General features: G+C 47.0%; 14 protein-coding genes and 1 pseudogene. 6 read left to right on the top strand and 9 right to left on the bottom strand.

Features of this window, described 5'->3' with window-relative positions:
• Positions 1 to 23: 23 nt before the first annotated feature.
• The 3 genes from AC6I8W_RS23725 to AC6I8W_RS23735 form a co-directional block, all read right to left on the bottom strand.
• Positions 24 to 713, bottom strand: coding sequence for a fimbria/pilus chaperone family protein (locus AC6I8W_RS23725; RefSeq protein ID WP_497838979.1), 690 nt, complete (start codon positions 711 to 713; stop codon positions 24 to 26).
• Between the two features lie 536 nt (positions 714 to 1249).
• On the bottom strand, positions 1250 to 1582 hold the full coding sequence (locus AC6I8W_RS23730) for a hypothetical protein (protein WP_497838980.1): 333 nt from the start codon (positions 1580 to 1582) through the stop codon (positions 1250 to 1252).
• A gap of 381 nt (positions 1583 to 1963) precedes the next feature.
• Positions 1964 to 2440 (bottom strand): hypothetical protein, encoded by a 477-nt coding sequence (locus AC6I8W_RS23735; protein ID WP_497838981.1) that lies wholly within the window; start codon positions 2438 to 2440, stop codon positions 1964 to 1966.
• Positions 2441 to 2741: 301 nt separating this feature from the next.
• On the opposite strand from AC6I8W_RS23735, the gene AC6I8W_RS23740 reads away from it, so the two are divergent.
• Positions 2742 to 4433 (top strand): hypothetical protein, encoded by a 1692-nt coding sequence (locus tag AC6I8W_RS23740; RefSeq protein ID WP_497838982.1) that lies wholly within the window; start codon positions 2742 to 2744, stop codon positions 4431 to 4433.
• A gap of 99 nt (positions 4434 to 4532) precedes the next feature.
• On the opposite strand, the gene AC6I8W_RS23745 is transcribed toward AC6I8W_RS23740, so the two are convergent.
• Together AC6I8W_RS23745 and AC6I8W_RS23750 are read right to left on the bottom strand one after the other, a co-directional pair.
• Positions 4533 to 4841 carry a hypothetical protein gene (locus AC6I8W_RS23745; RefSeq protein WP_497838983.1) on the bottom strand — a complete coding sequence of 103 codons (309 nt, stop codon included), beginning with the start codon at positions 4839 to 4841 and terminating at the stop codon, positions 4533 to 4535.
• A 93-nt stretch (positions 4842 to 4934) separates the two neighbouring features.
• On the bottom strand, positions 4935 to 6119 hold the full coding sequence (locus AC6I8W_RS23750) for a hypothetical protein (protein WP_497838984.1): 1185 nt from the start codon (positions 6117 to 6119) through the stop codon (positions 4935 to 4937).
• A gap of 515 nt (positions 6120 to 6634) precedes the next feature.
• Between AC6I8W_RS23750 and AC6I8W_RS23755 the strand changes: the two genes are divergently transcribed.
• A complete protein-coding gene (locus AC6I8W_RS23755; RefSeq protein ID WP_497838985.1) occupies positions 6635 to 8197 on the top strand; it encodes a phosphoethanolamine transferase in 1563 nt (520 codons plus the stop codon).
• 35 nt (positions 8198 to 8232) lie between these two features.
• Here the strand turns inward: AC6I8W_RS23755 and AC6I8W_RS23760 are convergent, their stop codons facing one another.
• The 4 genes from AC6I8W_RS23760 to AC6I8W_RS23775 all read right to left on the bottom strand — a co-directional run bounded on the left by AC6I8W_RS23760 (position 8233) and on the right by AC6I8W_RS23775 (position 12727).
• Positions 8233 to 9126, bottom strand: coding sequence for an alpha/beta hydrolase (locus AC6I8W_RS23760; protein ID WP_497839081.1), 894 nt, complete (start codon positions 9124 to 9126; stop codon positions 8233 to 8235).
• Positions 9127 to 9260: 134 nt separating this feature from the next.
• Positions 9261 to 10658 carry an L-serine ammonia-lyase gene (locus AC6I8W_RS23765; protein WP_497838986.1) on the bottom strand — a complete coding sequence of 466 codons (1398 nt, stop codon included), beginning with the start codon at positions 10656 to 10658 and terminating at the stop codon, positions 9261 to 9263.
• Positions 10659 to 10686: 28 nt separating this feature from the next.
• Positions 10687 to 11934, bottom strand: a complete 1248-nt coding sequence (locus AC6I8W_RS23770; RefSeq protein ID WP_497838987.1) for a serine/threonine transporter — start codon at positions 11932 to 11934, stop codon at positions 10687 to 10689.
• A 340-nt stretch (positions 11935 to 12274) separates the two neighbouring features.
• Complete coding sequence (locus tag AC6I8W_RS23775) at positions 12275 to 12727, bottom strand: hypothetical protein (protein ID WP_497838988.1); 453 nt, start codon at positions 12725 to 12727, stop codon at positions 12275 to 12277.
• Between the two features lie 264 nt (positions 12728 to 12991).
• Here AC6I8W_RS23775 and AC6I8W_RS23780 point away from each other — a divergent pair, with 264 nt between their 5' ends.
• The 4 genes and pseudogenes from AC6I8W_RS23780 (at position 12992) to AC6I8W_RS23795 (ending at position 24116) form a co-directional block, all read left to right on the top strand.
• A complete protein-coding gene (locus AC6I8W_RS23780) occupies positions 12992 to 13477 on the top strand; it encodes a glycoside hydrolase family 108 protein (protein ID WP_497838989.1) in 486 nt (161 codons plus the stop codon).
• Positions 13478 to 14041, top strand: a complete 564-nt coding sequence (locus AC6I8W_RS23785; protein ID WP_497838990.1) for a hypothetical protein — start codon at positions 13478 to 13480, stop codon at positions 14039 to 14041.
• Positions 14042 to 14254: 213 nt separating this feature from the next.
• A pseudogene (locus tag AC6I8W_RS23790) lies at positions 14255 to 15157 on the top strand (Rpn family recombination-promoting nuclease/putative transposase); the annotation flags it as partial.
• Positions 15158 to 15380: 223 nt separating this feature from the next.
• Entirely contained in the window at positions 15381 to 24116 is an 8736-nt protein-coding gene (locus AC6I8W_RS23795) for a hypothetical protein (RefSeq protein ID WP_497838991.1), read from the top strand.
• Positions 24117 to 24169: the final 53 nt, after the last annotated feature.

Here is a 24169-nt window from a genome sequence, read left to right on the forward strand (position 1 = left end):
GCTCCAGATACCTGCAAAGACGCTTAGCGCTTCAAGTCAAACCGTTGTGGAGTGCTGACTTTGCCATCGCGTGACAGGGGGATAACCATCACCTGGCTTTGCTGTTTCAGATGCCTGGCGTAATTGCCGTTAACACTGAGGGTTTCTCCCGGCAGCACATAGCCTTTCATTAACGAGATCGAGATCTTACCGGGCATCAGCAGCGCCTGTTGTTCCAGACGCACCACCTGCAACCCGGTATTGGTCACCGTCAGTGTGCCGTTCTTTGCTGACCAGATCAGGTCATTGATTGGCTGAGGACGCGCTTGCATATCCTTTGGCACAATCAGCATCGGGAGAACCTGGCGACTCACCATCACCAGCTCATTGGTGTTGTGGCTGGTGGGCACGCCTTCAAACGATACCCGCTTCAGGTGCTCACGATCCAGTTTGTTATGACTGGTAAGGATAAAACGTACCCGCTGTGTCTCGCCAGGCTCCAGCCGCGCCACCGGTTGCGCAGCAGCCACATGGGTGGTCGGATCATCTGCTAAATCCGTTACGGTGCTGTAGAGGAACAGCGGCGAGTCATCGGTGTTTTTGATGTTAATACTCCCGCCATGCGTGCCTTCGTTGATAATCACCACGGAGGTGTCCGGTGTAACGCCGGAGGCATGCAGCAATGGGGAAGCAAGCAGGGCGAACAGAGCCGCCAGGCGTAACGTCGTTTTCATGTTTTGATGATTCTCATTAGTGAATGTTTTACCCACCCTGTCGCAGGAAAAAGCCGTGACAGAATTTTCTGTAAGGATAAATATCCGGCTTTCAGGGTTTTATTAATATGCAGACAGGATGATGTAATAACGATTCTGTCAGTGTTGCGTTATGATAATTTTATGATAACGGAAATCAATGCCAGAAAAATCAGCCTGTTCCCACTGTAACAACTAATTAATATTTTTATATTGGCTAACGCATTGGTTGGCACCTGTTTTTTATTTTTATTGTAATTGGGTTGTTGTTTTTTAATGGCAAAAAAGAGTGCTGGCCTGGTTTATCTAAGAATAATCTTCATAGAAAACGAGGTGTTTCCTGGTAACTGTTCGCAGGGAAAAAAAAGCCTTTCAGAATAATCATTCTGAAAGGCGGGGAAACCCATTCCCAAAGGGCACTCACTAACTCAATATGAAGTGAGGGATCGCGCAAAATATCTGCCACCGTACGATTTGCAGTTCGGACGATGGCAGGCATTCACCACGCCTATCCATTTTTAAAAATGATAATTCCCGGAAAACCACCAGGTACGTTCATGCTCCGCAGCCTGTTCCCGGTCGCTCTCGTCCCAACGCAGGGGAACATCCGCAGATACCCCAATGTTGAAGCTGACGTTCTTCTGGCGCCACAGGCTGGTCTGACGGCCATCATTATTCTCTGCCTGGAGGGTATGGCTGACAGAGGTGACTACATCAGACTTCGCCGTTGAAGACGGGATGGATTTCTCATTTTCAGCGTAAACTGAGGTCGCTGCGGTACAGCACCATGCCAGCAACAGTGCCCGGCAGAGTGTTGCCCCGTGGTGGCGACTATCAACGAGAAAATTCATAACCGTGCTTCCGATGTTATTTTTAATGGCTGTTGTCATTTTTGATGTGGCTATTCTGGCAGTGTTCTATGGCGGAAAATAGTCATGCGAGCCGAGAAGTTGTACCGTCGTAAATAAGAAAATTCTTTACAAGGTTTTGTAATTAATTCCTGTCTTAAAAGCAAAAAAAAAGGTTGATCAATAATCGATCAACCTTAAGACCCTGGTAGAGGCACAGCGCGTATCTTCTATTTTCTGGCTCAGAGGAAGGTATCGAGATACTGGGCTGCCCTTTAAATTTGCCATTTCAGCGCTAAAAAGCAATCACGCTAGCCCAAATATCACAGCTTACTCCTGTTTTCATATTGGTTATTCAGGACTTCAGATGTTGAAATGGGAATCTTACCGGGTCAGATTAATGGTCAGCTCCGAACCCAGGCGCAAAATATAATCCGGTGGGGCTGACGGGCCAAATAATGCTTTGGGAGGATGGCGGAGCTTGATCGTCATGCGTTGTCCCTTGATCTCGATCGGGACCACAACGTTCATACTCAAATAATTGTTAAACAGCTCCGCGTGCTTACTGGCAGGATTGACGTTGACAAAGGTGGTGCTGCGCACCGCGCTGTGCTGGTGGGTGACGCGGTCATAGACATCGATCACTGTCTCACCGATGCGGATAGCGATATTGCCATTCTTATCCATTTTACTGCTACAGGCGGTGGCGCTGACCACTCTCAGTGTCGCTTTGTTAATCGGATAACCATGCGGCTCACGATCGACGATAAAATTATGGAAACGAACCTGACAAGGTTGGGTCGCCAACACACAGCCGGGGACACCGAAAATAATTAATAAGAGCACTGTGGATTTTAGCATGGGACTATCTCACCAAACTTGACGGGTTAATTATAGCCTGGATGTCGGGAATAATCTTAGAGGCAAGAAGAAAAATCCCGGTTAAAATTCGGCATTTCTTATTGGCAAGTAAAAAATAAATGCCATGCCATACTGCCCCTTTTCAATCCGTCTCATTTTCAGGATTAATAAATAACCTGAGCACATGAAAATTCCCGATAAATTTATGATTTCGAGACTTGTTCATGCATCTATTACTTATCTTCTTGTCATACTTCAGTAGGCTAATTACCCCGAGTATTTTAAGGACCAGAAATAATAAATGAAAAGGTTTTTTTCTCTTTCGGCGATCTCCCTGGCAGCGATGTCTGTCGCCCCTGGGGTTGTGGCGATCTCGTCAACCGTCGTGCCGCTGGTTTCTGCTACCCAATTGAATACGACACAAACGGAAGCACGCTGGACGGTAGAATTACCTTACCCGGTCGTGAATATGCTGGTGGGGCAGGATGGCAGCACCTATGCGCTGACCTATGACCATGATGGCAACCGGCTCGGTATCTACGGCATTAACAACGCGGGGGTGATTGAAAACAACGGCACCTTTATCGATTTAAAAGGTGAGAAATATCTTTTTGATAAGGCGGGCGCGCAGCCGCTGCTGCATAGTGACGGTAATCTTTATTTGCCGGTCAATATCGGCTCACCCTCGGTGGCGACACTTTATCAAATCAATCCACAAAACGGTTTAGAAGCAAAGATAGTTTTTCAGCAGCGCCATACTGATAGCAGCAACAATAATAAACAAAAGAATAAACTGCTCAGTTATCAATTCGATAAACAGAATCATCTGTATGTCGGGACCGGCGAAACTGATGCGCAAGGTCAAGTCTATACCAAAGGAATGTTTTATGCGCTGGACCTGGAAAACCCGGATCCCCAGGCCTGGCTGTGGAAAAAAGCCATCAATAGTCCGGTCGATCGTTTTGCCCTGAGCCCGGATGGGGGAAAAATCGCGCTGACCCAAAGCAAAATCGGCCATGATTTACTGATTTTGAATGCACAGGGTGAGGTCGTGGCGAATCAGCTGAGTTTCTTGCTGCCGGATTCCCCTTCGTTGGCAATTGACCAGAGCGGCGCGGTTTACGGTGCAAATCTCGGCAGTGCGAATTTAATGAAAACCACGCTGTTTGATAACCCTGTGAATGTTGTCTGGGAAGCTCGCAGCGGGCAACCATCGCCGGAAATTCGTAATCGTTGGGTCAGTCTCGGCGTAAATAACGATGTATTTATGACGTTTTATAACCATGTTTATGCCTTCAACCGTGATACCGGCAAGGCGTTATTTAGCATCGCGGCACCGGATGATTCCCTGTTTGCCACGCCGGGCAACGGTAACCGTTTTCTCGGTTATGGCGGGGTAGTGACCGATCCGGCCACGGGCTGGGGTTATCTCAGCTATGTGCAGAAAACCCCGGTGGCGCAGGTTGGTGTGCTTGGCTTCTCACCGGACGGCGAACAGCAGCAGCGTTTGTTTACCCTCGAGGGCGACTTCACGACGAAGCATGAACTGATTGGCAAAGATCGTGATACTGAAATGTCGGAACCGGTGATTTTCCGCGATACGTTATATGTCAGCGTCGACAATAAGGTTTATGCCTGGCCGCTGAGTGAAACAGCGAGTGAATCGCCGCTCCATGTTAGCGGGTTGGAAAGCCGTTATGCGTTAAATACGGCAGGTAAGTTTGATTTCACTTTTGAGGTGAGCACCCCGGATACCGCCATTGTGACTGCCAGGCTGCACTGCCAGAGGGTTCCGCGGGAAGAATGCAGCGGCCCCAATGTCATTGCTACGGTACTGGCTCCGGCAGGTCAAACGATGCCTGTTACGATGAAGTATGGCCATGGTTTGCAGGCCAAACCGGGCAAGTACGTGCTGTCGTTAACGGCACGCACCCAGGCCGGAGATGAAACCAAACGGGAATTTATGATTGAGATAGACGATTACCGTTACTAAATACCCACCTTAATGGCGCGATTTAGCGCGTAATGCGGTTCAGTTAAGGCCCATTCTGTAGCGGCGTGATTTATCGCGCCATTGTAGTGAGTGGACATTTCAACGCGAGCCATCAACATGCAGGCTGATCCCCAACCGCTTCGCCTGCATGGTCAGAATATAGGCGGCCACTTCATTATCGCCGCCATGCAGTTGGTCGAACAGATTATCCAGAATACTGGCGGTGAGATAATCAGCATTGGCCGGAGAATGGGTATTGAACACCATGCCCTGAGCGGCAAATGCCGCATTGGCTTCGGCCTCGGTGGCACGAATGGTGTGCTGAATGGTTGCGGTCAGTTGCGCAATATAACGCGGCAGCTGGGCTAGCAGAAACTGCTGATGCTCGGGGGAGAATTGTTGTTCCATGTTTTACCTTGTATTTCTTAGCCGGTAACGGATGTACTGGCATCGGTTATGAGAAAAATGGGAGGTGAGTTAAACGTTTTTTCTCATGCTTAATTAGCCTTCAGTTAAGGGGGGCAAAACGATGGGGGTGTAGTGAGTCGTTATTCTACCATCCAAATTTATAATCTGTGCGATGATTGGTGTCGGGTAATTGTTTTTTCGCAAATCATCAAAAAAGACGCCGGATAAATGTGGAATTATAATCTTAACCGGGTTATCAACTGATGTGTCAAATGAGACATCAGTCCTGTAATTTAAATATTCTTTTTCTATGCTCTCACGTTCCTTTTGATTCCTGGGCAAGGAAATATGCGAAGCGATTGCCAGGCAAAAGCCCCCCCATTTTTCGAAAAGTGCATTTAGTTTTTCCCTGTCGGATTCTGCGCCTGCATTATTTTTCACATTTTTCTGGTTGTCGATATTAATCCACAGCTCCGTGAGCCTCTCCAGAAGTTGTTCCAGACCATTGTGAATCACCTTCTGGCCTTCCTCGCTTAAGTCTTTATGAGTGATGCATGTCGTGGCGGCGGTTAAAGCATTTAGCACTTGACGGTCTTTCGTCGCAGCCGGAGCACCTTGCGACAGCGTAACGGAATAATTATTATCTTCTTTGCCAAAATGTGTATCAATGCGCGTCATCAAATCATTCACACCTTCGGTATCCAGGCGTGAGTAATCAATGAGCGCTAAATATATTTCCTGTGGGAGGAAACATGAATGCCCTGGGGTGAAAACCTTACCTTCTTTCGCTTGCATCGGAACTATAACATCGTTAATAATTCTTTTTTTGAAAACTTTTGGAATATGCTTGTTGCTCAGGGTGGTGACAGTGCATTTCAGAAATCTTTGAAACCAAATTTTATCATCTGGGCTGATACAGTTTGGTGCAAATTCCCCGAAATCATAATGAGACCCATCTCCCTCTGGCCTGATCCAGTTTAGCAGGGCTATCATATTTGAAAAATCACCATTGGTTTGATCCAAAAACAATTTTTTAATATCGTTCTTGCAGCAATCATAATCAAAGATTTGTACTCCTTCCTTAAAGACAACTTTCGGGGTACAAATCTTATCGGTCTTTTCCGAATTGTCGCTTGATAATGAAGCAGGCAGTATGGAAGTCTGTTGGACCTGCGAGACACGGGGAGTAAAATTCGAAAAGCTTCTCTGATCGATGTTGGTATTCTGGGCTGTATTTACAGTATTTGAATTGCAACATCTTGAAATAAGGTCTCCCATCGATGCCTCTCTTATTTAATGAATGTGGTGATGATGGTTGTGTAACAGTAGCCTAATCCATTATCCAGAAAGCGAATGTGAACTGTCGTCATGTTATAACTGATTTTTTCGTGATATCAGAAAAACGTTGTGCGTAATTCCAGGGCGCTCGGGTAAGATGTAGAGACTTCTGAATAAAAAATTCAGTCTTCTTAAAGAATATTAAGATGCGGATAGGTAGAATCATCATCACATCCCAACAATAAAACATAAAAACATCAATAAGGATTAATGTTAATGTCTTTGCAACAACGCGCGGCTAAATTTTGCAGTAATCCCTGGCGGCTGGTGTTTTTCGGTTGTCTGGTTTTCTGGGCGGCCATTGCATCATGGGGATTTTATCTGGTTTAGTTATTAAATTGAAAACCTCCCTTCCTAGTTACAACATACTTAAAAATACAAAAATATCCACCCGTCCCACCTTTGAGGGGTAACAACCCGCACAAGCAGGGGAGGTGTTTTTCCAGGTAGACCAAGTGAAAAAGAGTTATATATTTCTGGTTGGATTGCTGGCATTATGTCCGGCAATTTTTATTCTTGATAAGAAGCCAGGGACGATCCTTAAAGTTTATGTGACCACCATACTGCTTTTTCTGATTTCGGCGTGGTTTTTTAAACGAAAATCAACCGTTTTACTTTCTCTCGCCTTGTGTTTCATTTTCTCCCTTTCCGTTGTCACGTCGTTATATTTCTATTTTGAGTTCGATACTACTTTTTCTACGGTTATGGCGACAACGTTCCTGCATGCCAGCCAGAAAGAAAGTATTGATATGCTTAGGTATAATTACCCCTATATTTTGTGCTTCGGCTTAATTTTCTCCCTCCATGTGATGCTCTCCTGGTATCTGTCCAAACGCATCGTCGGAAGAAAATTCGCGCTGTCTGGATTAATCTTGCTGATCTATGTGGCTATTACCGTTTTGTTATATACGGTATCCGGTAAAACCCGCTCCGAAGATTTTCTGCTTACTGAACGATTATTGGTTAATTCGCCGTTGTATAATTTTGCGCCTATCGCTCGTGCATTCAACGACGCGAAACTTACCGATATCGTCATGCAGGCCGAAACCCGTTATGACTACAACTGGCAAGATAGCGGCATCGATAATTATGTGGTGGTGATTGGCGAGTCGGCTCGCAGGCAGGATCATGCGGTATATGGTTCCGTCTATCCCACAACACCATTTATTGATGCGCAGCGTGCCAATATGCAGTTTTTCAACCAGGCCATCGCACCCGCTCCGCTCACCATCCTTTCCGTGCCTGCTTCTCTGGCTAAAGTAAATATCGGTGAAAAGGTGCCACTCGCTGCCTGGGCAGACAATGTGATCTCTTTGGCCAACGATTTATCGCTGGATACTTATTGGCTCAGTAATCAGGGCAGTGTAGGGCAAAGTAATAGCCTGATTACAGCGATGGCGAAACGCGCCAGGCATCATAAATGGAATGAAACCATCGGTTTTGATGGCAGTCTTGTGGATGAACTGGCGACAGTACTGCCGAAACCTGGCAAAAAGTTGGTCGTGCTGCATTTTTATGGTAGTCATGAACCGGCGTGTGAGCGCTATCCGCGTAATGAAACCATTCAGTTTACTCAGGATATGAGTGACAACTGTTATCTGAATTCGATTGCCTATACGGATAAGCAACTCGGGCGGCTTTTTTCATTGCTGGCGGATACGCGGTCTTCATTAATCTATTATTCCGATCATGGGTTGGTGCGCGATCCGCAAAAATATCTGAATTACTATCACCATGATATTAGCAACCCGACCAAACAAGCTTATGATATTCCAATGTTTATTTGGTACAGCGCTCAAGTGGAAGCAGTGAATGCTCGCGGACAGGTGTTTTCGGAACAATATTCGACCAGCAACAATTACTGGTTGATCAGTGACTGGTTGGGTGTCACGCATAAAGATAATCGGCGCTGTCACTCGCCGCTCAGTGATTGTTATCGCACACCACAGGACGTCAAAGTATTGGACGGTAATAAAAATCGACTGGATTATAATGAGTTACCGGCCGAAGCACGCTGATGCTGGCAATTTAATGTACCAGTCGCATTTTCGATTCACTTCTCTTCAGACATCTTCAAGAGCACCGACTGGAAAGATGCGGTGAACATCGCGCCGTGTGTCAGGCCGGGGTATAGCCAGTAGCTTGCGGCAATCCCGTCGGTGCGCAGGGTGTTGACCGTGTCCCGCACGGCACGCAATGTATCCTTTGGGGCACCGGACTTGGGTCTCTTCTCATCACCGTCACCTTCTATTAAATACAGACTCTTGTGACTGAATGCATCGCTGGATGCGGATATTATTTTCTGAAGTATCATGCGGTTATCACCTTCCAGCGAGGGGCTGGTTGCGTAATATGCGCGGAAAAATGTTGAGGATAACCAGGAGTCCAGCACAAATAACCCGCCATAGGAGTGTCCCCAAAGCCCGCGCTGAGCAGAATTGATCTTCAGGTCTTTTTCAGTATGGGGGGCAATGGTCTTCTCGATAAGATGACGAAAATCGACGCTGCCACCTCCTGCTCTGCCATGCTTGTCCCGACTGTTGCCGGGGAACCGCGGTGTGTAATCATAAGCTCTGGCTGGCAGATCAAAAGGTAGCGTCGTCTGATAGCCGATGGCCACCAGTACCGGTGGCGTCTGTTCTGATAATTTCTTCAGAAAAGAATCAGACAACCTGTCCATCACAGCATTGCCATCCAGCATATACAGAATGGGGAAACCCGCTTTGGGTGGGATTTTGTTGGGAACGGCTGTCCAGACTTTGTAATGGCGCTTGCCGTCAGAGGAATCAAAAGTGCTGATGGAGAAATGATAAAAGGCTGAACCCGTGTCCGCAATGTTAGGACCTAAGGGCGTCATATCCGGTCTGGCACTGCTGGTTCCAGTGTAGAGCAACACAAAAAATGCAGTGAGGTATCGGATCCCCTTAAAGTACAACCTCTGATTCATTGGCGTTTCTTCCTCCATCCTTTTAACGATATCCACGGAAGAACACCTTAATGATAATAACAATCAGTTGCAACAAGGTATTTGGCTAAGCCATTGCACAGGCAAAAAGGCGCGATTTATCGCGCCTCAATGCATTACCACCATCTGCTCAGTGACACCTTCTCAGGGTCCGCCACCTCTACCGCGATGGCCAATCCACCCTGTGAGGTTTCACGATACTTAGCGTGCATATCTTTGCCGGTCTGATACATCGCCGCAATCACGCGATCCAGACTGACGCTAGGTGCAGAACTGCGGCGCAATGCCATTCTGGCAGCGTTGACTGCTTTAACGGCGGCGATGGCATTGCGTTCAATGCAAGGAACCTGAACCTGACCTGCCAGCGGATCACAGGTCAGTCCGAGGTTATGTTCCATCGCAATTTCTGCTGCGATGCAAACTTGCTGTGCGCTGCCACCCCAAACTGATGCCAGTGCGGCAGCGGCCATGGAACACGCCACACCCACTTCCCCCTGACAACCCACTTCAGCGCCAGAAATTGACGCGTTCATTTTATACAGAGAACCGATGGCGCTGGCAGTGAGATACCAGTTGCTTAATATATTGTCATCAACCGGGCTGACGAATTTATCATACCAGGCGAGTACCGCTGGAATGATGCCACAAGCGCCATTGGTGGGGGCGGTGACTACCCGACCGCCCGATGCATTTTCTTCACTGATAGCGAGTGCGAACAGGTTGAGCCAGTCCAGCGTCAGCAATGGGTCGCTGGTTTGATTCTCTCCACTTTGCAGCAGGCGATGCAGGGCTGGCGCACGGCGTGGTACGCGATACCGACCTGGCAAAACGCCATCCTGTACCAGACCACGCTGGATACCCTGTTGGGCAACAGACCATATATGACGTAAATGGGCCTTCAGGATACCCGCCGGATGCAATGCCAGCTCGTTCTGCATCATGGCCTCGGCAATGGTGAGATGATGATGCTGGCAGATATCCAGTAAATCGGCGGCACTGGTATAGGGAAATGGGACGTAGCGGGGTTCAGACTGCGTCTGCAACATCCCTGCCTCTTCCACCACAAATCCCCCACCAATCGAGAAATAGGTTTTCTCTGCCACGGTGCGTGCGTCTTGTCGGGCATGCAGGCGCAAACCATTTTCATGCAAAGGCAGCGCTTCAGCGTGGAAATGGATATGGTCTCGCATCGAAAAGGCAATGTTGTGCGCTGTTTCCGCCAACGGTAATTGCCCTGACGTCGCGAGCTGGGTGAGAAATGCCGGAATCGCATCAATATCGACATCTTCCGGAGAGAAGCCTGCCAGTCCTAAAATCACGGCGTTATCGGTTTGATGACCTTTCCCGGTCAGTGCCAGCGATCCATAAAGATGTACATCAATATGGCTTACCTCTGTCAGTTGTTCATCCTGCTGCAATTCCGTGACAAAACGTTTTGCCGCTGCCATCGGCCCAATGGTGTGGGAGCTGGAGGGACCGATGCCCACCTTAAACATATCAAGAATCGAGATCATGCGATTACCTTACTCAACTGCTGGCCAATCAGGCCAACAGTGAAAAACAGATGCCTGTCAGCGCCACCAGACCGATGACCGTGACAAAAATGTTGCTTAACGCACCACGATACTTGTGCATCGCCGGGATCTTGCGAATAGCATACATCGGCAGTAAAAACAGCAGCATAGCGATGACCGGGCCACCCAGGGTTTCAATCATGCCGAGGATGCTGGGATTCCACGTGGCGACGGCCCAGGTGGAGATCAGCATAAATAACGGCGTTACCCAGCCATATTTTTTGCTGTTGATATTCAGCAGGGCATTAAAACCCTCCGCTGCGCCGAGATAATGGCCAAAGAAGGATTTAGTAATTGCGACGATGGCAATGATCGGTCCCATCCAGACGACAAAAGGCAGTGAGAAATGGTTAGCCAGGTAAGACAGGATGGAAATGTTCTGCGCTTTGGCTTCGGCAAGGTTTTCCGGTTGCAGGCTGAGCACGCAGCTGAAAACAAAAAACATCACCGTGACAACCATCATGATGTGCGCGCAAGCCAGGATGCGGGAACATTTTTGTTCTGCTTCAGCGCCATATTCTGCACGCTTCGCCACCGCAAACGAGGAGATAATCGGGGAATGGTTAAATGAGAACACCATTACCGGGATTGCCAGCCAGAGGTAGGTCAACACGCTGCCGGAAGATTCGAAGGACAAGGTTTCCAGTACAGCGCCATTCCAGTGGGGGATCAAATACAGCGCCATGAGCAACAGCGATAAGACAAATGGATACACCAGGATACTCATCGCTTTCACCATGATGTTCTGTCCGAACTGGACAATGGTCATCATGCCGAGGATCAGCAACAATGCCAGCAGAACGCGTGGTGGCGCAGAGACCTCCAGCTGATTGATGAGCAGGCTTTCAACGGTGTTGGTGATAGCGACGCTATACATCAACAAAATGGGATAGATAGCGAAAAAGTAGAGCAGGGCGATGATTTTGCCTGCGCGAGGACCAAAATGTTCCTGCACGACTTCAGTGATATTGGCTCCCGGTTTGCTGCCGGAAAGGACAAAGCGCGTCAGGCCTCGATGCGCGTAAAAGGTCATGGGGAAGGCGATCAACGCCATCAGGATCAAGGGTATTAACCCGCCCAGACCGGCATTGATCGGTAAAAAAAGTACGCCAGCGCCAATCGCAGTGCCATATAAACTTAGCATCCAGACGGTATCGGTTTTACGCCAGCGATTCAGGCTCACTGCCGTCGCTTTTTCTGTTGTTTCGAGACTCATGTTTTTTTCCTTATTTCCCAAGGCAAAATTTGTGTGAATTCAATGTAAGACATAGGGGGAGGTTTTTCTGCTGATAAGTTTGTGGTTATTAATATGAAGGCGTAAGTTAAAGATGTTTAGGCGATAATTATATTGACTATTTTTCGAAGAAAAATAAGTTTATTTACCATTTTAATTGGGAATTTCTCAGGTCTGATGAGGGGGTTCAAATAATAACTTCAGGGTTTCTGGGGTGAAATAATCGGGAGGATGGTTAAGGTGTTGAGTTTCGTTAAGATGACTGGCGTTCCTTATCCGTCATCCCGAGATGGACAGGTCGCGCCAGGCAGAGCTTCAGACGTTACTTTTCCACTACATCGAGGCTTCTTAGCCAGTCGCGGGTACAGCATTCCTTGCAGTAACGCACATTTTCGCTGCGTTGTTTTGCAATCGACATTGCCTGTGCATTGTTGTAAGCCGAGCCAAGGAACAGGCTGATGCCTTTATGAACATAGGGGCATTCTTTACTGTGCAAAATCTGATTATCAAGATAATAAAAAGTGGATTTATGCATAATGTTGTCCAGGTATTGAATTGGAAGCCAGGGCTTCTCTTTTCTGATTATCAGTGGGAAGAAATTGTCCGGGGAGAGGAAACTATCCTCAACCCTCGTCAGCGAAATAATGTTTTGCGGCGGTAATCCAGGTTGAAACCTGTTTTTTGGCACGTTACTGAATGCGCGGATGTTTCTGTCTAACCTGTGATAACCATCATTGTCTATGGGTATACTGATGTGATGAGTCCTGGCGTTCATCTGTATGACCTTTTCATGACAATGTGAGGGTGCTGGTAAGATGTCACACCAGTTTAGAATGCGGAAGTACCTCGAAAGAGTAAATTTATCATTCCAGGAAAAACCCTATGGACTTTTCTCCTGTAATGAGAATTTTCGAGATGTGCGGGGAAGATAAAGTTATCGTCAAATCAGGTCGCTAATAAAAAAACGCTGTGTAACCCATATTCGCTCCCGCTGGTGCATTCTGCGCCAACAAGCAATGATCTTTTGGGAGAATGAATAATGAATAAGCAATTTAATGAAGCCTTTGCGATGCTGATGGGCCATGAAGGAGGATACGTCAATCACCCGAATGATCCCGGTGGCGCGACCTGTTATGGCATTACCGAGCGGGTTGCACGGGAGAATGGTTATACCGGAGAAATGCGCAATTTACCGTTGGAAACAGCGCGAGATATTGCCCGCCGTCTATGGTGGGATCGTTATCTTTGTGATGAACTGCCGGTGGGTATTGCCTTGCAGATCTTTGATATCGCTTTCAATGGGGGGCATCCGGTGCGCTGGCTGCAATTGGCGGTCGGTGTCAACGCCGATGGGATTATGGGACCGCTCACCCTGAAGGCCGCACACCAGGCCGATCCACGTCAGGTGATACTCCGTCTGAATGCCTACCGGCTGACCTATTACACTGCGCTTAAAAACTGGTCGCATTTTGGTCGTGGCTGGGCCAATCGGGTCGCGGGAAATTTGTTACGGGGAGCGCAATGAATGGACGCGGTAAGTCTGGTCATGTCGCTGGCCAATGTTGCCCCCTCAGTGCTGCGATGGCTCGGGCATGAAAATGCGGCAGGCAGTGCCGCGCAGATACTCAGTACTGTCCGGGGCATTACCGGTGAAAAATATGATGATGCGGCGGTAAAAGTACTGAGAAATAATCCGGCTATGGTGCAGGCGCTAACAGAGGCGCTTTACCGTCATCAGGAAACACTGACGGAGATGGACGCACGTGAAACCATTGCACGTGAAAATAACGCTGCCGCAGTGAATCAAACCATGCAGGCAGAGAGCAGGGCAACACATTGGCCAACCTACAGTTGGCGCCCTTTTATTGGCTTCTGCTTTGGTGCCACCGCGATCTGCTCTTCTTTGACGGTCGCAATGTGCTACCTCGGCGTTATGTTTTTCCAGGCTGATAGTCAGATCCTTAGCGTATTGCCCGGCATGATTGGAGCCGAAGCGGGCATTATGGCAACCATGAGTCCGGTGCTGGGTATTGCTTCCTGGTTCCGGGGAAAAATGCAGGTTAATCAGGAGGTGGCAGGGCACCGCTGAAAACCAGGATGTGAGTTCCGGTTGCAGCCATGGGCCCGGAACTCACATCCTCCATAGCCAGGTTGCGAGCCGCTTCACAAATCGTTGTCACGCTGTCGTAAAAAGCAAAATCTTCTCTCGGACGGGCCCGCACTGCCGAACTTTACCCCCTCATATTGCCGCTACGTTTCGTTACTATCCTGCCGTCACCAGAAGGAAGGAAGCAGGAGATGCCAGAAGAAAAAAGCCAGCCCGACGCCGCATGATTTAATCTTCAAGCAGTTTCTGGCGCACCCTGAAATCGCTCGGGACTTTATGCAACTTCATATACCGGCAGAACTTAAGTCAATGTGTGATTTCAGCACGCTGAAGCTCGAGTCAGGCAGTTTTGTGGAAGATAATTTACGGCCATATTTCAGTGATGTGCTGTTCAGTATGAAAACGAAGTCTGGAGAGGGTTACCTGCATATATTAATTGAACACCAGTCGGCACCCGATAAATATATGGCGTTCAGATTGTTGCGGTATGCAGTTGCAGCAATGCAGCGTCACCTGGATGCGGGACACCCTAAACTGCCGCTGGTGATCCCGATATTGTTTTATAACGGCGAACGGAGTCCGTACCCATACTCAACGAACTGGCTGGAAGGATTTGATGATCCCGTGATGGCTGACCGCATCTACAGCGGCAGTTTCCCATTGGTAGATATAACCGTGGTAACCGACGATGCTATTATGCAGCAGCGTCGAATGTCTGTGCTGACAATGGTACAGAAATATATCCGCAAGCGTGATTTGGCAGGGCGTTTGCCTTTGCTGGGTAAACTGATTCGTACTGAGCTATTGCCGGGACAGCTGGTCGTTTCACTGATAAACTATCTTATTCAGGCAGGTGAAACGTCTGACGTAGAAGCCTTTATACGCGACCTGGCACACCAGATGCCCAAACACGAGGACGAATTGATGACCATCGCTGAGATGCTGGAACAGAAAGGAATAGAAAAGGGAATAGAAAAAGGGCGTAATGAAGAGAAGCTACAGATGGCTCGGAATATGCTACAGAATGGTCTCGATCTGGGCTTTGTAAAAAAATTGACGGGTTTGACCGATGAAGCGTTGACACAGTTAACACGCTGAGTCAGGTTCCTGTTTTGTTAGGTTCGAACGTGTAGTATCCCACCCTGTCACTGTGACAATTTTGATATATTTCTGATATTTCTCTACGCGCTATCTGAATTTGTGGTGACAGGCAGCATAGCGCGAGGTTTTATTCCCTGCGCTCTTTATTTTTTGGCATAAGCGACTACATTTTTTGTGATTTCACATCAGCACATTTTTAAAATCATAAGGAATGTTGTTAATGAATACGGATCGCTACTCCCATTGTAATGGTATTTCTTTATTCGATAATCATACAGCCTTCTCTCTTTTTCTTGAAACGCATAATTTATTTATAAGCTCCATAAGAAGAATAACCACTTCACCTGTCAATGTTATAGCAAGTCTGATTTATAATCATTTACCGTCATTGCAAGAGAGGAACGAGAAAAAAGTCGATGATTTCAGCGGTGATGTGATGGGGTATGACAAATATCTCCACCTGCCAGCCGCAGTTGAGGTGATGAACTCCGAGGAAGGAAAAACGTTGCTGGCACAATGGTTTTTGCCAGAAAGTGCAATGCAGAAATTTCTTCAACTGGAAAACATCACTGGTGGAGTTCCCCGCGACACTAACAAATCAGTTTATCAAAGGTTGATTCATCTACTGGAAAAAAATAAGGCATTAAAATTAATAGAAGATCCGGATGAGCATAATGCAGGAATTAATTCTTCCGAGCAAATTTCACGTGAAGATGTTTTGCTGAAATTTATCTTAGAGTTTATTAAACCTCAGTACCTCACTCAGGAAATGGTGGGTGTTGGGGTGAGATATGCGCTGCTTCATACTATCAGCTGGATATATCCACCGCTCGGTGCGGCTATTAAATTCATCGACGGCATCAATCTGGTTCGTCCATTGTGTCAGGATATTACGATGGATAAATATTGGCTGGCGCGGCAAAAACGCTCGGAAAAGATGTCAGAACATTTTGAAAAGTTGAAACACAGGGGAGAGAACAACAAGCCGCCGCAACAGCAGCCTGCATCACCGGTTCAAACTCCCTCTGACTCTCCCATTGCCCTGGCAACCTCTGCCAGTCCCGGTACTGCCGTTAATGCCCCGCTGCTGATGGCAGGAGTGACTTCCGCCACGCTATTGTCGCAAGTTCCACAGCCAGGTCGGAGTATAGCGCCCATTGCCGGAGCGCTGACATTGGTAGGGGGAGGACTGATGCTGGCATATCAAAATCTTTTCGCATCAGGAGCAAACAATAATCTTGAATATGATGAATTGCTCTTCCCTGATGAGGATCGCGGCGATCAACAACACGTAGCTTATGGATATCGTCCATCCAGTCTCGCTTTGCAAATAAATGAAACTATCAACAGTACCTGTTATGACGTAGTCGGAAAAGTCAGAAATTTACTGCATTCTGACAAGAGCGGGATACGGCTGGCCGATGAATTCAGTCAGTATATATTTGACGAAAATGGCGATCTACGACTTAAAAATGCAGAAAAGTTGATAACCACCTGGAATATCACTGAACATACTCATCACGATAGAAATCAGATGAATGAACTGTTAGCTACTATCTTTTCCATGCTACTTACTCCACCCGGAAGTAAAAGAATGATGAATCTAGTCAATCTTGTTGATGTGGTGAATATGAAGGTGAGTAAGATTTGGCGAGATAACGCCAGGGGGATGGGAAATGATACCATTGGTATGGCAATCCAGGCGCTTCACTCGTATTCATTGCGGGTCCTGGTTAAATCATTGCAAACAACAGAATCTGAAAAACTGGAGCGGATAATACGGTTTCTTATTGGTTTTCCTGCCCCTGATTTTATTCAATTCCAAAATCATGGATTATCCGATGAGTTAGTTATATCGAAACGTGCCAATGATTATTGGATAGAGATGGGTGTAGAGTATCCTAAGAATAAATATATTACGTTTGGGGAATTTGAAGCAGCTCTGCGTCGAGGGGAAATGATGACATTTAAATTGGCGAGAATTAAGGTTTACCTCGGTGATTCAAACAACATTACCATGGCGCAAAAGTATGCAAAATACGATCGCGTTATCAATAAACCCTATCAGGAATATCATGAAGCAGATATAAATCTGGAGAGGACGATACCGGTTTCAGCCAGGGATATCGCCAGAGCCAAATATGAAACTATAGGTGTTGATATTGATAAAGTCATGGATTTTGATAGAGCGTCATTCAAGGTCCATCGTGAGCATAGAAGAAAACCTGAATATCCGATAATTATCGAGTGTAAGGACTTGTTTTGTGTACTCATGAGCTTTCCTGATGGCATAAAAGTACTTTATCAACTTATGCCAAATTCGGTGCCGGGTCCGTTACGAAAATATCCTTATGAAGGTAAAACCGTCTTTACGCTAAAACCGCACCCGGTACGGGCAGAGATAAAGGAAGACTATGAAAAAGCCTCCATGGCGTTCGAGGAGGAGCATCTTACTCATTATCTTAATGCCACCACTAAGTCGTTTGATATTGCTTCCGATGATGTCAAAAAATTTTTTTACGATCCGGAGGTTGATCTCTTTCTGGTTGAGGGGCATAGCCAACGGTTTCATATGATGAATTATGCTTTTATCCATACCTCAGCCAAAGTTAACCCGGAAGTCCTGAGTAGAGCAGCATTCAATCAGAGGCCGAAAACCGAGTCAGGTGTGATTTTTGGTGGCGAGAATCGCAGGACCGGTGAAAGAAAATACTTTCTTTTAAACCCGGAAATCGCGCGTAAGGGGCAAGTATTTCCGATTATACCCTTGCCGATAAATGCCACCAAAGACATTCAAACGTTGCCAGAGATAATCCTGAATCAGCATTATTATTTTAAAGATGGAAAAGGGTATTGGGGCCGTTGTGAACATGCTGAAAAGCCCGCTCTTGGCTGGACTGATAACGCCGCGAAAGTTGTTGAATTCTATAGCGGATGGACACGATACGGTCTTTCCGAGCTTTGTAAGTTTATGACGCCAATGTGGCACATCGTCCCCTGGTTTGAAGAAAAAAAACTCGGACCTGCTAAAGTTGCCATCCCCTTTATCATTCAAAAGGCGGTTGAGAACAGGAGGGGGTTTTTAGCCTGGCAAAAAAAGCAAGTTGATGAATCGATGTTAACGCGAGGTGAAAGAGAAGAAGAAATAGGTACGTTGGGAATAATAGCGGAAAACCTGCCGCTTAAGAGCTGCTTCGATTCGGTAAATAATCTATTGCTAACCTCTGAGGATGTCACTATCACCCCCACATTACAGGATCTGATAAAGCTTTTTTCATGCGGAGCGGAGTTGCTGTTGCCGCGTGCGGTAATAAAAACCTTCAGGGGTATCGGCAGCGTGATCTCCAAAATTAATCTCCAGAAATTGACCATTCTGGCGCGGAAAACAGCGCTGGAGAAAAAATATAAACTCGCACAGACGTTACCTCATACCAGCAAACAGCAGATGTCTACGCTAATTGAATCACAAATAAAGACTGAGATTTCTGAACTTAACGCAGCAAAAAGATTGCTGGAAAAATTAGAACATGAACGATTTGTGAAGTATATCGATGCATTGGGTATACCCTCGACGTTTATTTATCCCTGGTCAAATTTGAAACCGTTCGGATCAAATTTGGTCAATCTGGCAGAAACGTTAAAGGGGTTTCCTGGTATTGTGGCGATGTTTAAAAACAAATTGAATGATTTTTATCAACAGCATAAGTTTCACCCGTTCTCACGTTGGATTGCACCGCAGGGGAATCAAACCGACAATATCGAAAATTACATTTTTCCACTGCCTCCACGTGAAGAAATTCCCTGCTATAACGATAAATTAAAACAGACCAATATCACCTTAAATATTTTTGATATTCATTATAAAGATCCTGGTCTATATAAAGAACTATTCTTTACTGAATTAATGTCAGGTCAGATCGAACAAGTTATCAATGTTGCCAGTAAGGGAGGTTGGACAATAGCACCCAATTATGATTCCATCGCGATATTTTCTTTCAGGAGTTTTACCCTTGAGGTAAGGAAAATCATCATGCAAGTTCTGGACCTCGGGGGATATTACAATCTTAACCCCAATCGAACAGATATTGATGCCAATTTTTTCTATCAACACCTAAAAGATAATATCAATAAGGAACAACCTGATCCGATTCCTAATCTTATCCTGACGCCGGAGCAAAACTTACTGCTTGCGCAGGCGATGCGTGCCCTTAAAGATATCATGACGAGTAATATTCTGGCCTTTGAGCGTAATTACCGCTTTGTTTTACAATATATTATACTCAGTCATTCGCAAGAAACGCTTACAGCGTTAACCAGAACGGCAACAAAAAAACGCGTGACAAAGATGATTCTGTCAGATGTTTTTTATTATTTGCATAGGTTTGGACTCGATGCCAAAAGAAACTCTGCATTGGAACAATATCAGGCCGAGGTAATGGATTTTTTATCTGAACATATCCGGCGCAAGGTAGAGGAAAATCCTGCGGCGATTACCTTATTTTGTGAAAGTCTGACTGCCTTCGATAAAAATACTAACGAGTATCTCCGTCAGCACCCAGATGCTGAAATACCTTCTGTAGCCGAGTATATTACAGATGCGCTACAGGTGAAGAACAGGTTGGCGATATTATACGATAAATATGCCCGCGTTGAATCTACCGCCAGCGTGCTGGATGATTATCTTATCGACGATTGGTCCGGGGTTGACGCGCAGACGGCATGGCTGGCGCGCATGATGGAGTTTCTTACGCCTGAGATGCGTTATCAGAATCTGACCCTTTTTCTGGCCGATGCAACGAAAATAGTGATGGCAGAGTGGAAAAAATTATTGAGCAATACCGATTCGCCGCATGAGATAAAAATTATGCATGATGATGAGATGCGTTATGAATTTATCGAGATTGTACAAAAGGCGTTTACAGAAAGCTGCCGCATCCATAAAAACCAGCTTTTTTGCCAATATTACACCATGGATTATGGCAGTTTCACCATTCTCAAACATGACTTCATTTCTGAACGTAAGCCGCGGCAGCTTTCACGCAGACAACTGGGACGCGGTCATCCTGACATGCCATTGCCCCCGATCGATCATCGCGAAATCAGAGATGAATTTATCGTTCCCTTTAAGTTGGTGGAAACCTGGCAGGTTGTGAATGATTCTGCTATCTATCAACAAGAATTAAATAAGGTAGTGAGTAAGTTTATCTGGTCCTCATCGCTGCCCTTTCATGAGCGTCTGAATGGTTATGCCCTGACAGAGCTCGATGCCAGTACGGTATATAAACACGACGTTGTTGCTATGATAAACCATATCATCAGTGAAAATGGAATGTTAGTAGATTATCAGTTACGGGTACTGCAACGTTATTTACCCGCCGGTACGGTGATGGATGCAGGCCGGGTGCTCCAACTACTCAGTGATATCTTCCAACTACAACACCCAACCCTTCCACCTTTATATCAACAGGTTATTTTTTATTTGCAAACGGCGCTGGCGGGAGCAGACGCCACGCTGAGTACCTTGAGCGATGGGAGTTTCGTGCGCGAACAAATTGATGCCGCGATACGTCAGTATGAAACTCTGCTGGAAACTGAGCATGGTGCGACACTGGATGCCATCCGTCGCTTTATGCGGGCAGCGATCCACCAGCAGTTGGCCTTTACCCGGCATTTATCTGAAGTAGACCCGGCAATGATTGAGTTGCCAGCTGGTGAAGGTCTCGGGCAACAACTCTGCTTGGGCGCGATCATTGCCGATGGGCTGAGATGGGAAAATGTCGTGCACGGTGATTTGGTGCGACTCGCCACTCTGATGATGCGTGACGCCGGCATTGTACCGGTCAACGCCATAAGTCAACTGGCGTTGTTCAACATGCCTGGTAAGCATCATGCTGAGGATGCTCTGGCAACGCTGGCTTATAGCATCGAACAGGGCGCAAAAACTTTGGCTCCTCTGGTTGCCTGTATCAATGATAACCAACATCTAATGGCATCTCTGTGGGAGCTGACTTTCGAAAATGCGACGCCAGGCGAACTTGAACTGCTGCGCGAGTTGCTCGATACGACGATACAAGATCAGCAGGCGTTACTGACGCTGGCGCTGCCACAACATCAAGAGCAGCAATTCCGTGCGGCGCGCACGCGTGGAGAATTACAGTTTACCTGGTATCTGGCGCGGGAGGCGAATAGCAGCGGGGAATTCACCCTGGCGGGTTTGGGATTCGATATTGTAAATCAGCCGCGAGGAGTGATCTTCCCCTTAGGATTACCGGTGCCGGAATCAGGGACTTTCTTGCAAACACCTGCGCGTATCACCAATAAGACGTTGACCGCCATTTGTTTTGATGAAGGCAAAGTCGCGAAGATGTGTTTCAAACGCAAAACCCTGACGCCGAAATCACAGGTTAATCAGGAAAATTTCAGCGTGATCACCATGCTGACGCTGTGGATGAAAAATAAGTCGCAAGGATTCCTCGATCAACTCGCCACGGCGAAAAATGCGACTGACTTTAACACCATCAAAGATCGCTTTGACTTGTGGTTAACGCAATATTTTGCCTTCTATCGCGATAGCAGCACCCTGGATGATCAGCTCAATGCCGAACGTATTATTCAGCTGACAGCGGAAGCGGATGTGAAGAAATGGCAAACGGGCCAACATCCGAAACCAGCCGACATGTCCGCGGGTAATTTTATTGAGCAGACCGTACGTGGGCTAATGAGCAGCTATACCGACTTCCCCGACAATGCCGCCATGTTAAGAACCCACTACCCGGTTGACAATACACTGTTGCCGGACGCATTGCCGAGCAGCGGGTTCGCGGGTGCCTGGTGGGATCCGATGAGTTATTGCTGTTACCTCGGTTTTATTAATGGCGAGGAATATCAGCTTTTTGCCAGCCTTGTAGACAAGCGTGCGACACTATTTCCTGTAACCGATAAACCTGTTCATGCGAGCATCTGGCGATCCCTTAGTCTGGTGAATGAATTACAGCAGAATTTAACTGACCTGCGCAGTGGCGCGGTCTCGACGACGGAATTTTTTGACCAATTGGTGCCTGACGCGTGGCGTAAAAAGTATGACCAGACACAAGAACGCTGGCAGTTAATACCTGTGGCTGCGGCCAGTGCATTGATCGACCAGGGGGTGATGACGCCGATATCCTATTTGCAGAAAACGGCAGGAATCAATTCCACCCGTATCAAGCTAACCCCGTATATATTGCAGTATCACAGTGGAGATTTTATCTTTATTCACGGCAAGAATAATTATCAGGAAATCAGCTATAGCGTGTTGGATCCCTCTGGTCAGTTACAACCTTTACCGCTGGGTATGACGGAGTGGCCGCGGACGGTCACTGCCGTTGCCGAAAAAACCGCCGGGCAGCAATTCCGTGCGACCGTAGACCTTTTCCTCGCGGCAGAGGAGCGCAAAGCCGCACCTGATTTCCTGCCGTTGCTGAATGAACAGCAACAGAAAAATATCAGCCTTGCATTGCTAAACGGGCATAAGGTCAGTGCTGAGTATTTTCAGCAACTGAGTAATATGACGGCGGATATTCCTTTCCAACTGAAAACGGATGCCGGCGATCTGATCGAAGTTGAAGGTCATCTGCGCAGCGAAGGCACCAGCCTGGCATTAATTCTGCAAGAATATATGAAGCAAAATATTGTGATAAGTTCCGCTGTTTGGGATATCTTTTCCTGGCGAAAAATGGATCTTTATGATTCATCGGTTTGCCATAACGTTTTGGCGGATTTAAGAAAGCGCCAAATCGTTTTTCATACCCTGGCCCTGTATCTCAAGCACGGTAAATATCTGAGGCTTTTTCCCCAGGATGGTTCATTAGATTGGGTTGAGAAAGGAAGTCATATTATTCCTCGCATCATTGCTGCCATCGAGTGGTTCAAGTCCCATCGTAAACGCCTTGCTTCATCCACTGAGGGCGTAAAAAGATTGCATAAGAATTGCCTGGCAGAGAATAACTTCTTCAGTCGCTACGGCGCACATCCCCACTGGACACCGGACACTTTTCTGCAAACCTGGGAATTTGAGGTTGATCACCGCCCAGCGCCGATTAACATTGCCGCCTGGCAAACCGGGTTTGACAAGCTTCGTCAGCTCACCAGCGGCCTGCCTGCGGCTAACAAGTTACTCGATTCTTTTCTGGGCTTATCCAATGAAAATTGGCAGCAGCCCGCTATGCGCAACGCTACCAGGTTTTTTCAGCAGCAGCTAAACCGCACCTGTGAATATTGGCAGCAACCCCACGATGCCAATGACATCATTATTATCAGGCCGATAACCTCTTCGCTGGGTTTACCCCTGGCAGCCACCAAACGTAAACAGCCCACCAACCTGATATTGACCGCACAAATTGGGTCTATTTCCGGTAAGCATCAGGCGCCTCCGTTTATGCTCAGCCCGGAGGTGGCAGAAGATGTATTGCTGGAGAATGTCCGGTTGACACATAACATTACCACCGAAGCGCGTCTGGCGGGGATTGGCAGCCACCCCCGTAAGGCAAAAGATTTTGTTGCATGGACCCAACACCGGCTTGCTGGTCCGATATTTATGAGCGAGTTGTCCAGCCCGGCATTCTTGTTGCGCCTGCAACACCGCATTCGGCAGGTTATGGCGACGGAAGCCGGGGTATGGAGCGAAGCCGAACGTGCTTTTTATATGTCAGATACCACCCAGCGCTTTCTCAAGATCCATGATTTTATGACTGAAGAAGCCAGTCGACGGTTGGCGTTTTTTCAGGCGCTTTACGCCAGTGAGATGCTGATTGTGCGCCTGATCATGCCCGATGCGGAAATGGTGTTTGGCATGTTATGCGGGTTATCTCCGCAGCCAGATGAAGATGTTACCTATGCATGGGTATGCCTGAAAGATACGCATGAAAATATCCCGACAGATGCACATTTGCCCACCCTCCATCTGGTTGGGGTGTAGCTGCTCGTCTTGCGCGAAATATCACAAATAATACTCATTTGTTTATTTGACAT

The sequence above is a fragment of the Pantoea sp. X-Soil-TKNS-1211 genome (genome assembly GCF_059730495.1).

Coding starts and splice junctions, on each gene's coding strand:
- AC6I8W_RS23725 (WP_497838979.1), bottom strand. CDS start 713: ATGAAAACGACGTTACGCCTGGCGGCTCTGTTCGCCCTGCTTGCTTCC.
- AC6I8W_RS23730 (WP_497838980.1), bottom strand. CDS start 1,582: ATGAATTTTCTCGTTGATAGTCGCCACCACGGGGCAACACTCTGCCGG.
- AC6I8W_RS23735 (WP_497838981.1), bottom strand. CDS start 2,440: ATGCTAAAATCCACAGTGCTCTTATTAATTATTTTCGGTGTCCCCGGC.
- AC6I8W_RS23740 (WP_497838982.1), top strand. CDS start 2,742: ATGAAAAGGTTTTTTTCTCTTTCGGCGATCTCCCTGGCAGCGATGTCT.
- AC6I8W_RS23745 (WP_497838983.1), bottom strand. CDS start 4,841: ATGGAACAACAATTCTCCCCCGAGCATCAGCAGTTTCTGCTAGCCCAG.
- AC6I8W_RS23750 (WP_497838984.1), bottom strand. CDS start 6,119: ATGGGAGACCTTATTTCAAGATGTTGCAATTCAAATACTGTAAATACA.
- AC6I8W_RS23760 (WP_497839081.1), bottom strand. CDS start 9,126: ATGAATCAGAGGTTGTACTTTAAGGGGATCCGATACCTCACTGCATTT.
- AC6I8W_RS23765 (WP_497838986.1), bottom strand. CDS start 10,658: ATGATCTCGATTCTTGATATGTTTAAGGTGGGCATCGGTCCCTCCAGC.
- AC6I8W_RS23770 (WP_497838987.1), bottom strand. CDS start 11,934: ATGAGTCTCGAAACAACAGAAAAAGCGACGGCAGTGAGCCTGAATCGC.
- AC6I8W_RS23775 (WP_497838988.1), bottom strand. CDS start 12,727: ATGAACGCCAGGACTCATCACATCAGTATACCCATAGACAATGATGGT.
- AC6I8W_RS23780 (WP_497838989.1), top strand. CDS start 12,992: ATGAATAAGCAATTTAATGAAGCCTTTGCGATGCTGATGGGCCATGAA.
- AC6I8W_RS23785 (WP_497838990.1), top strand. CDS start 13,478: ATGGACGCGGTAAGTCTGGTCATGTCGCTGGCCAATGTTGCCCCCTCA.
- AC6I8W_RS23795 (WP_497838991.1), top strand. CDS start 15,381: ATGAATACGGATCGCTACTCCCATTGTAATGGTATTTCTTTATTCGAT.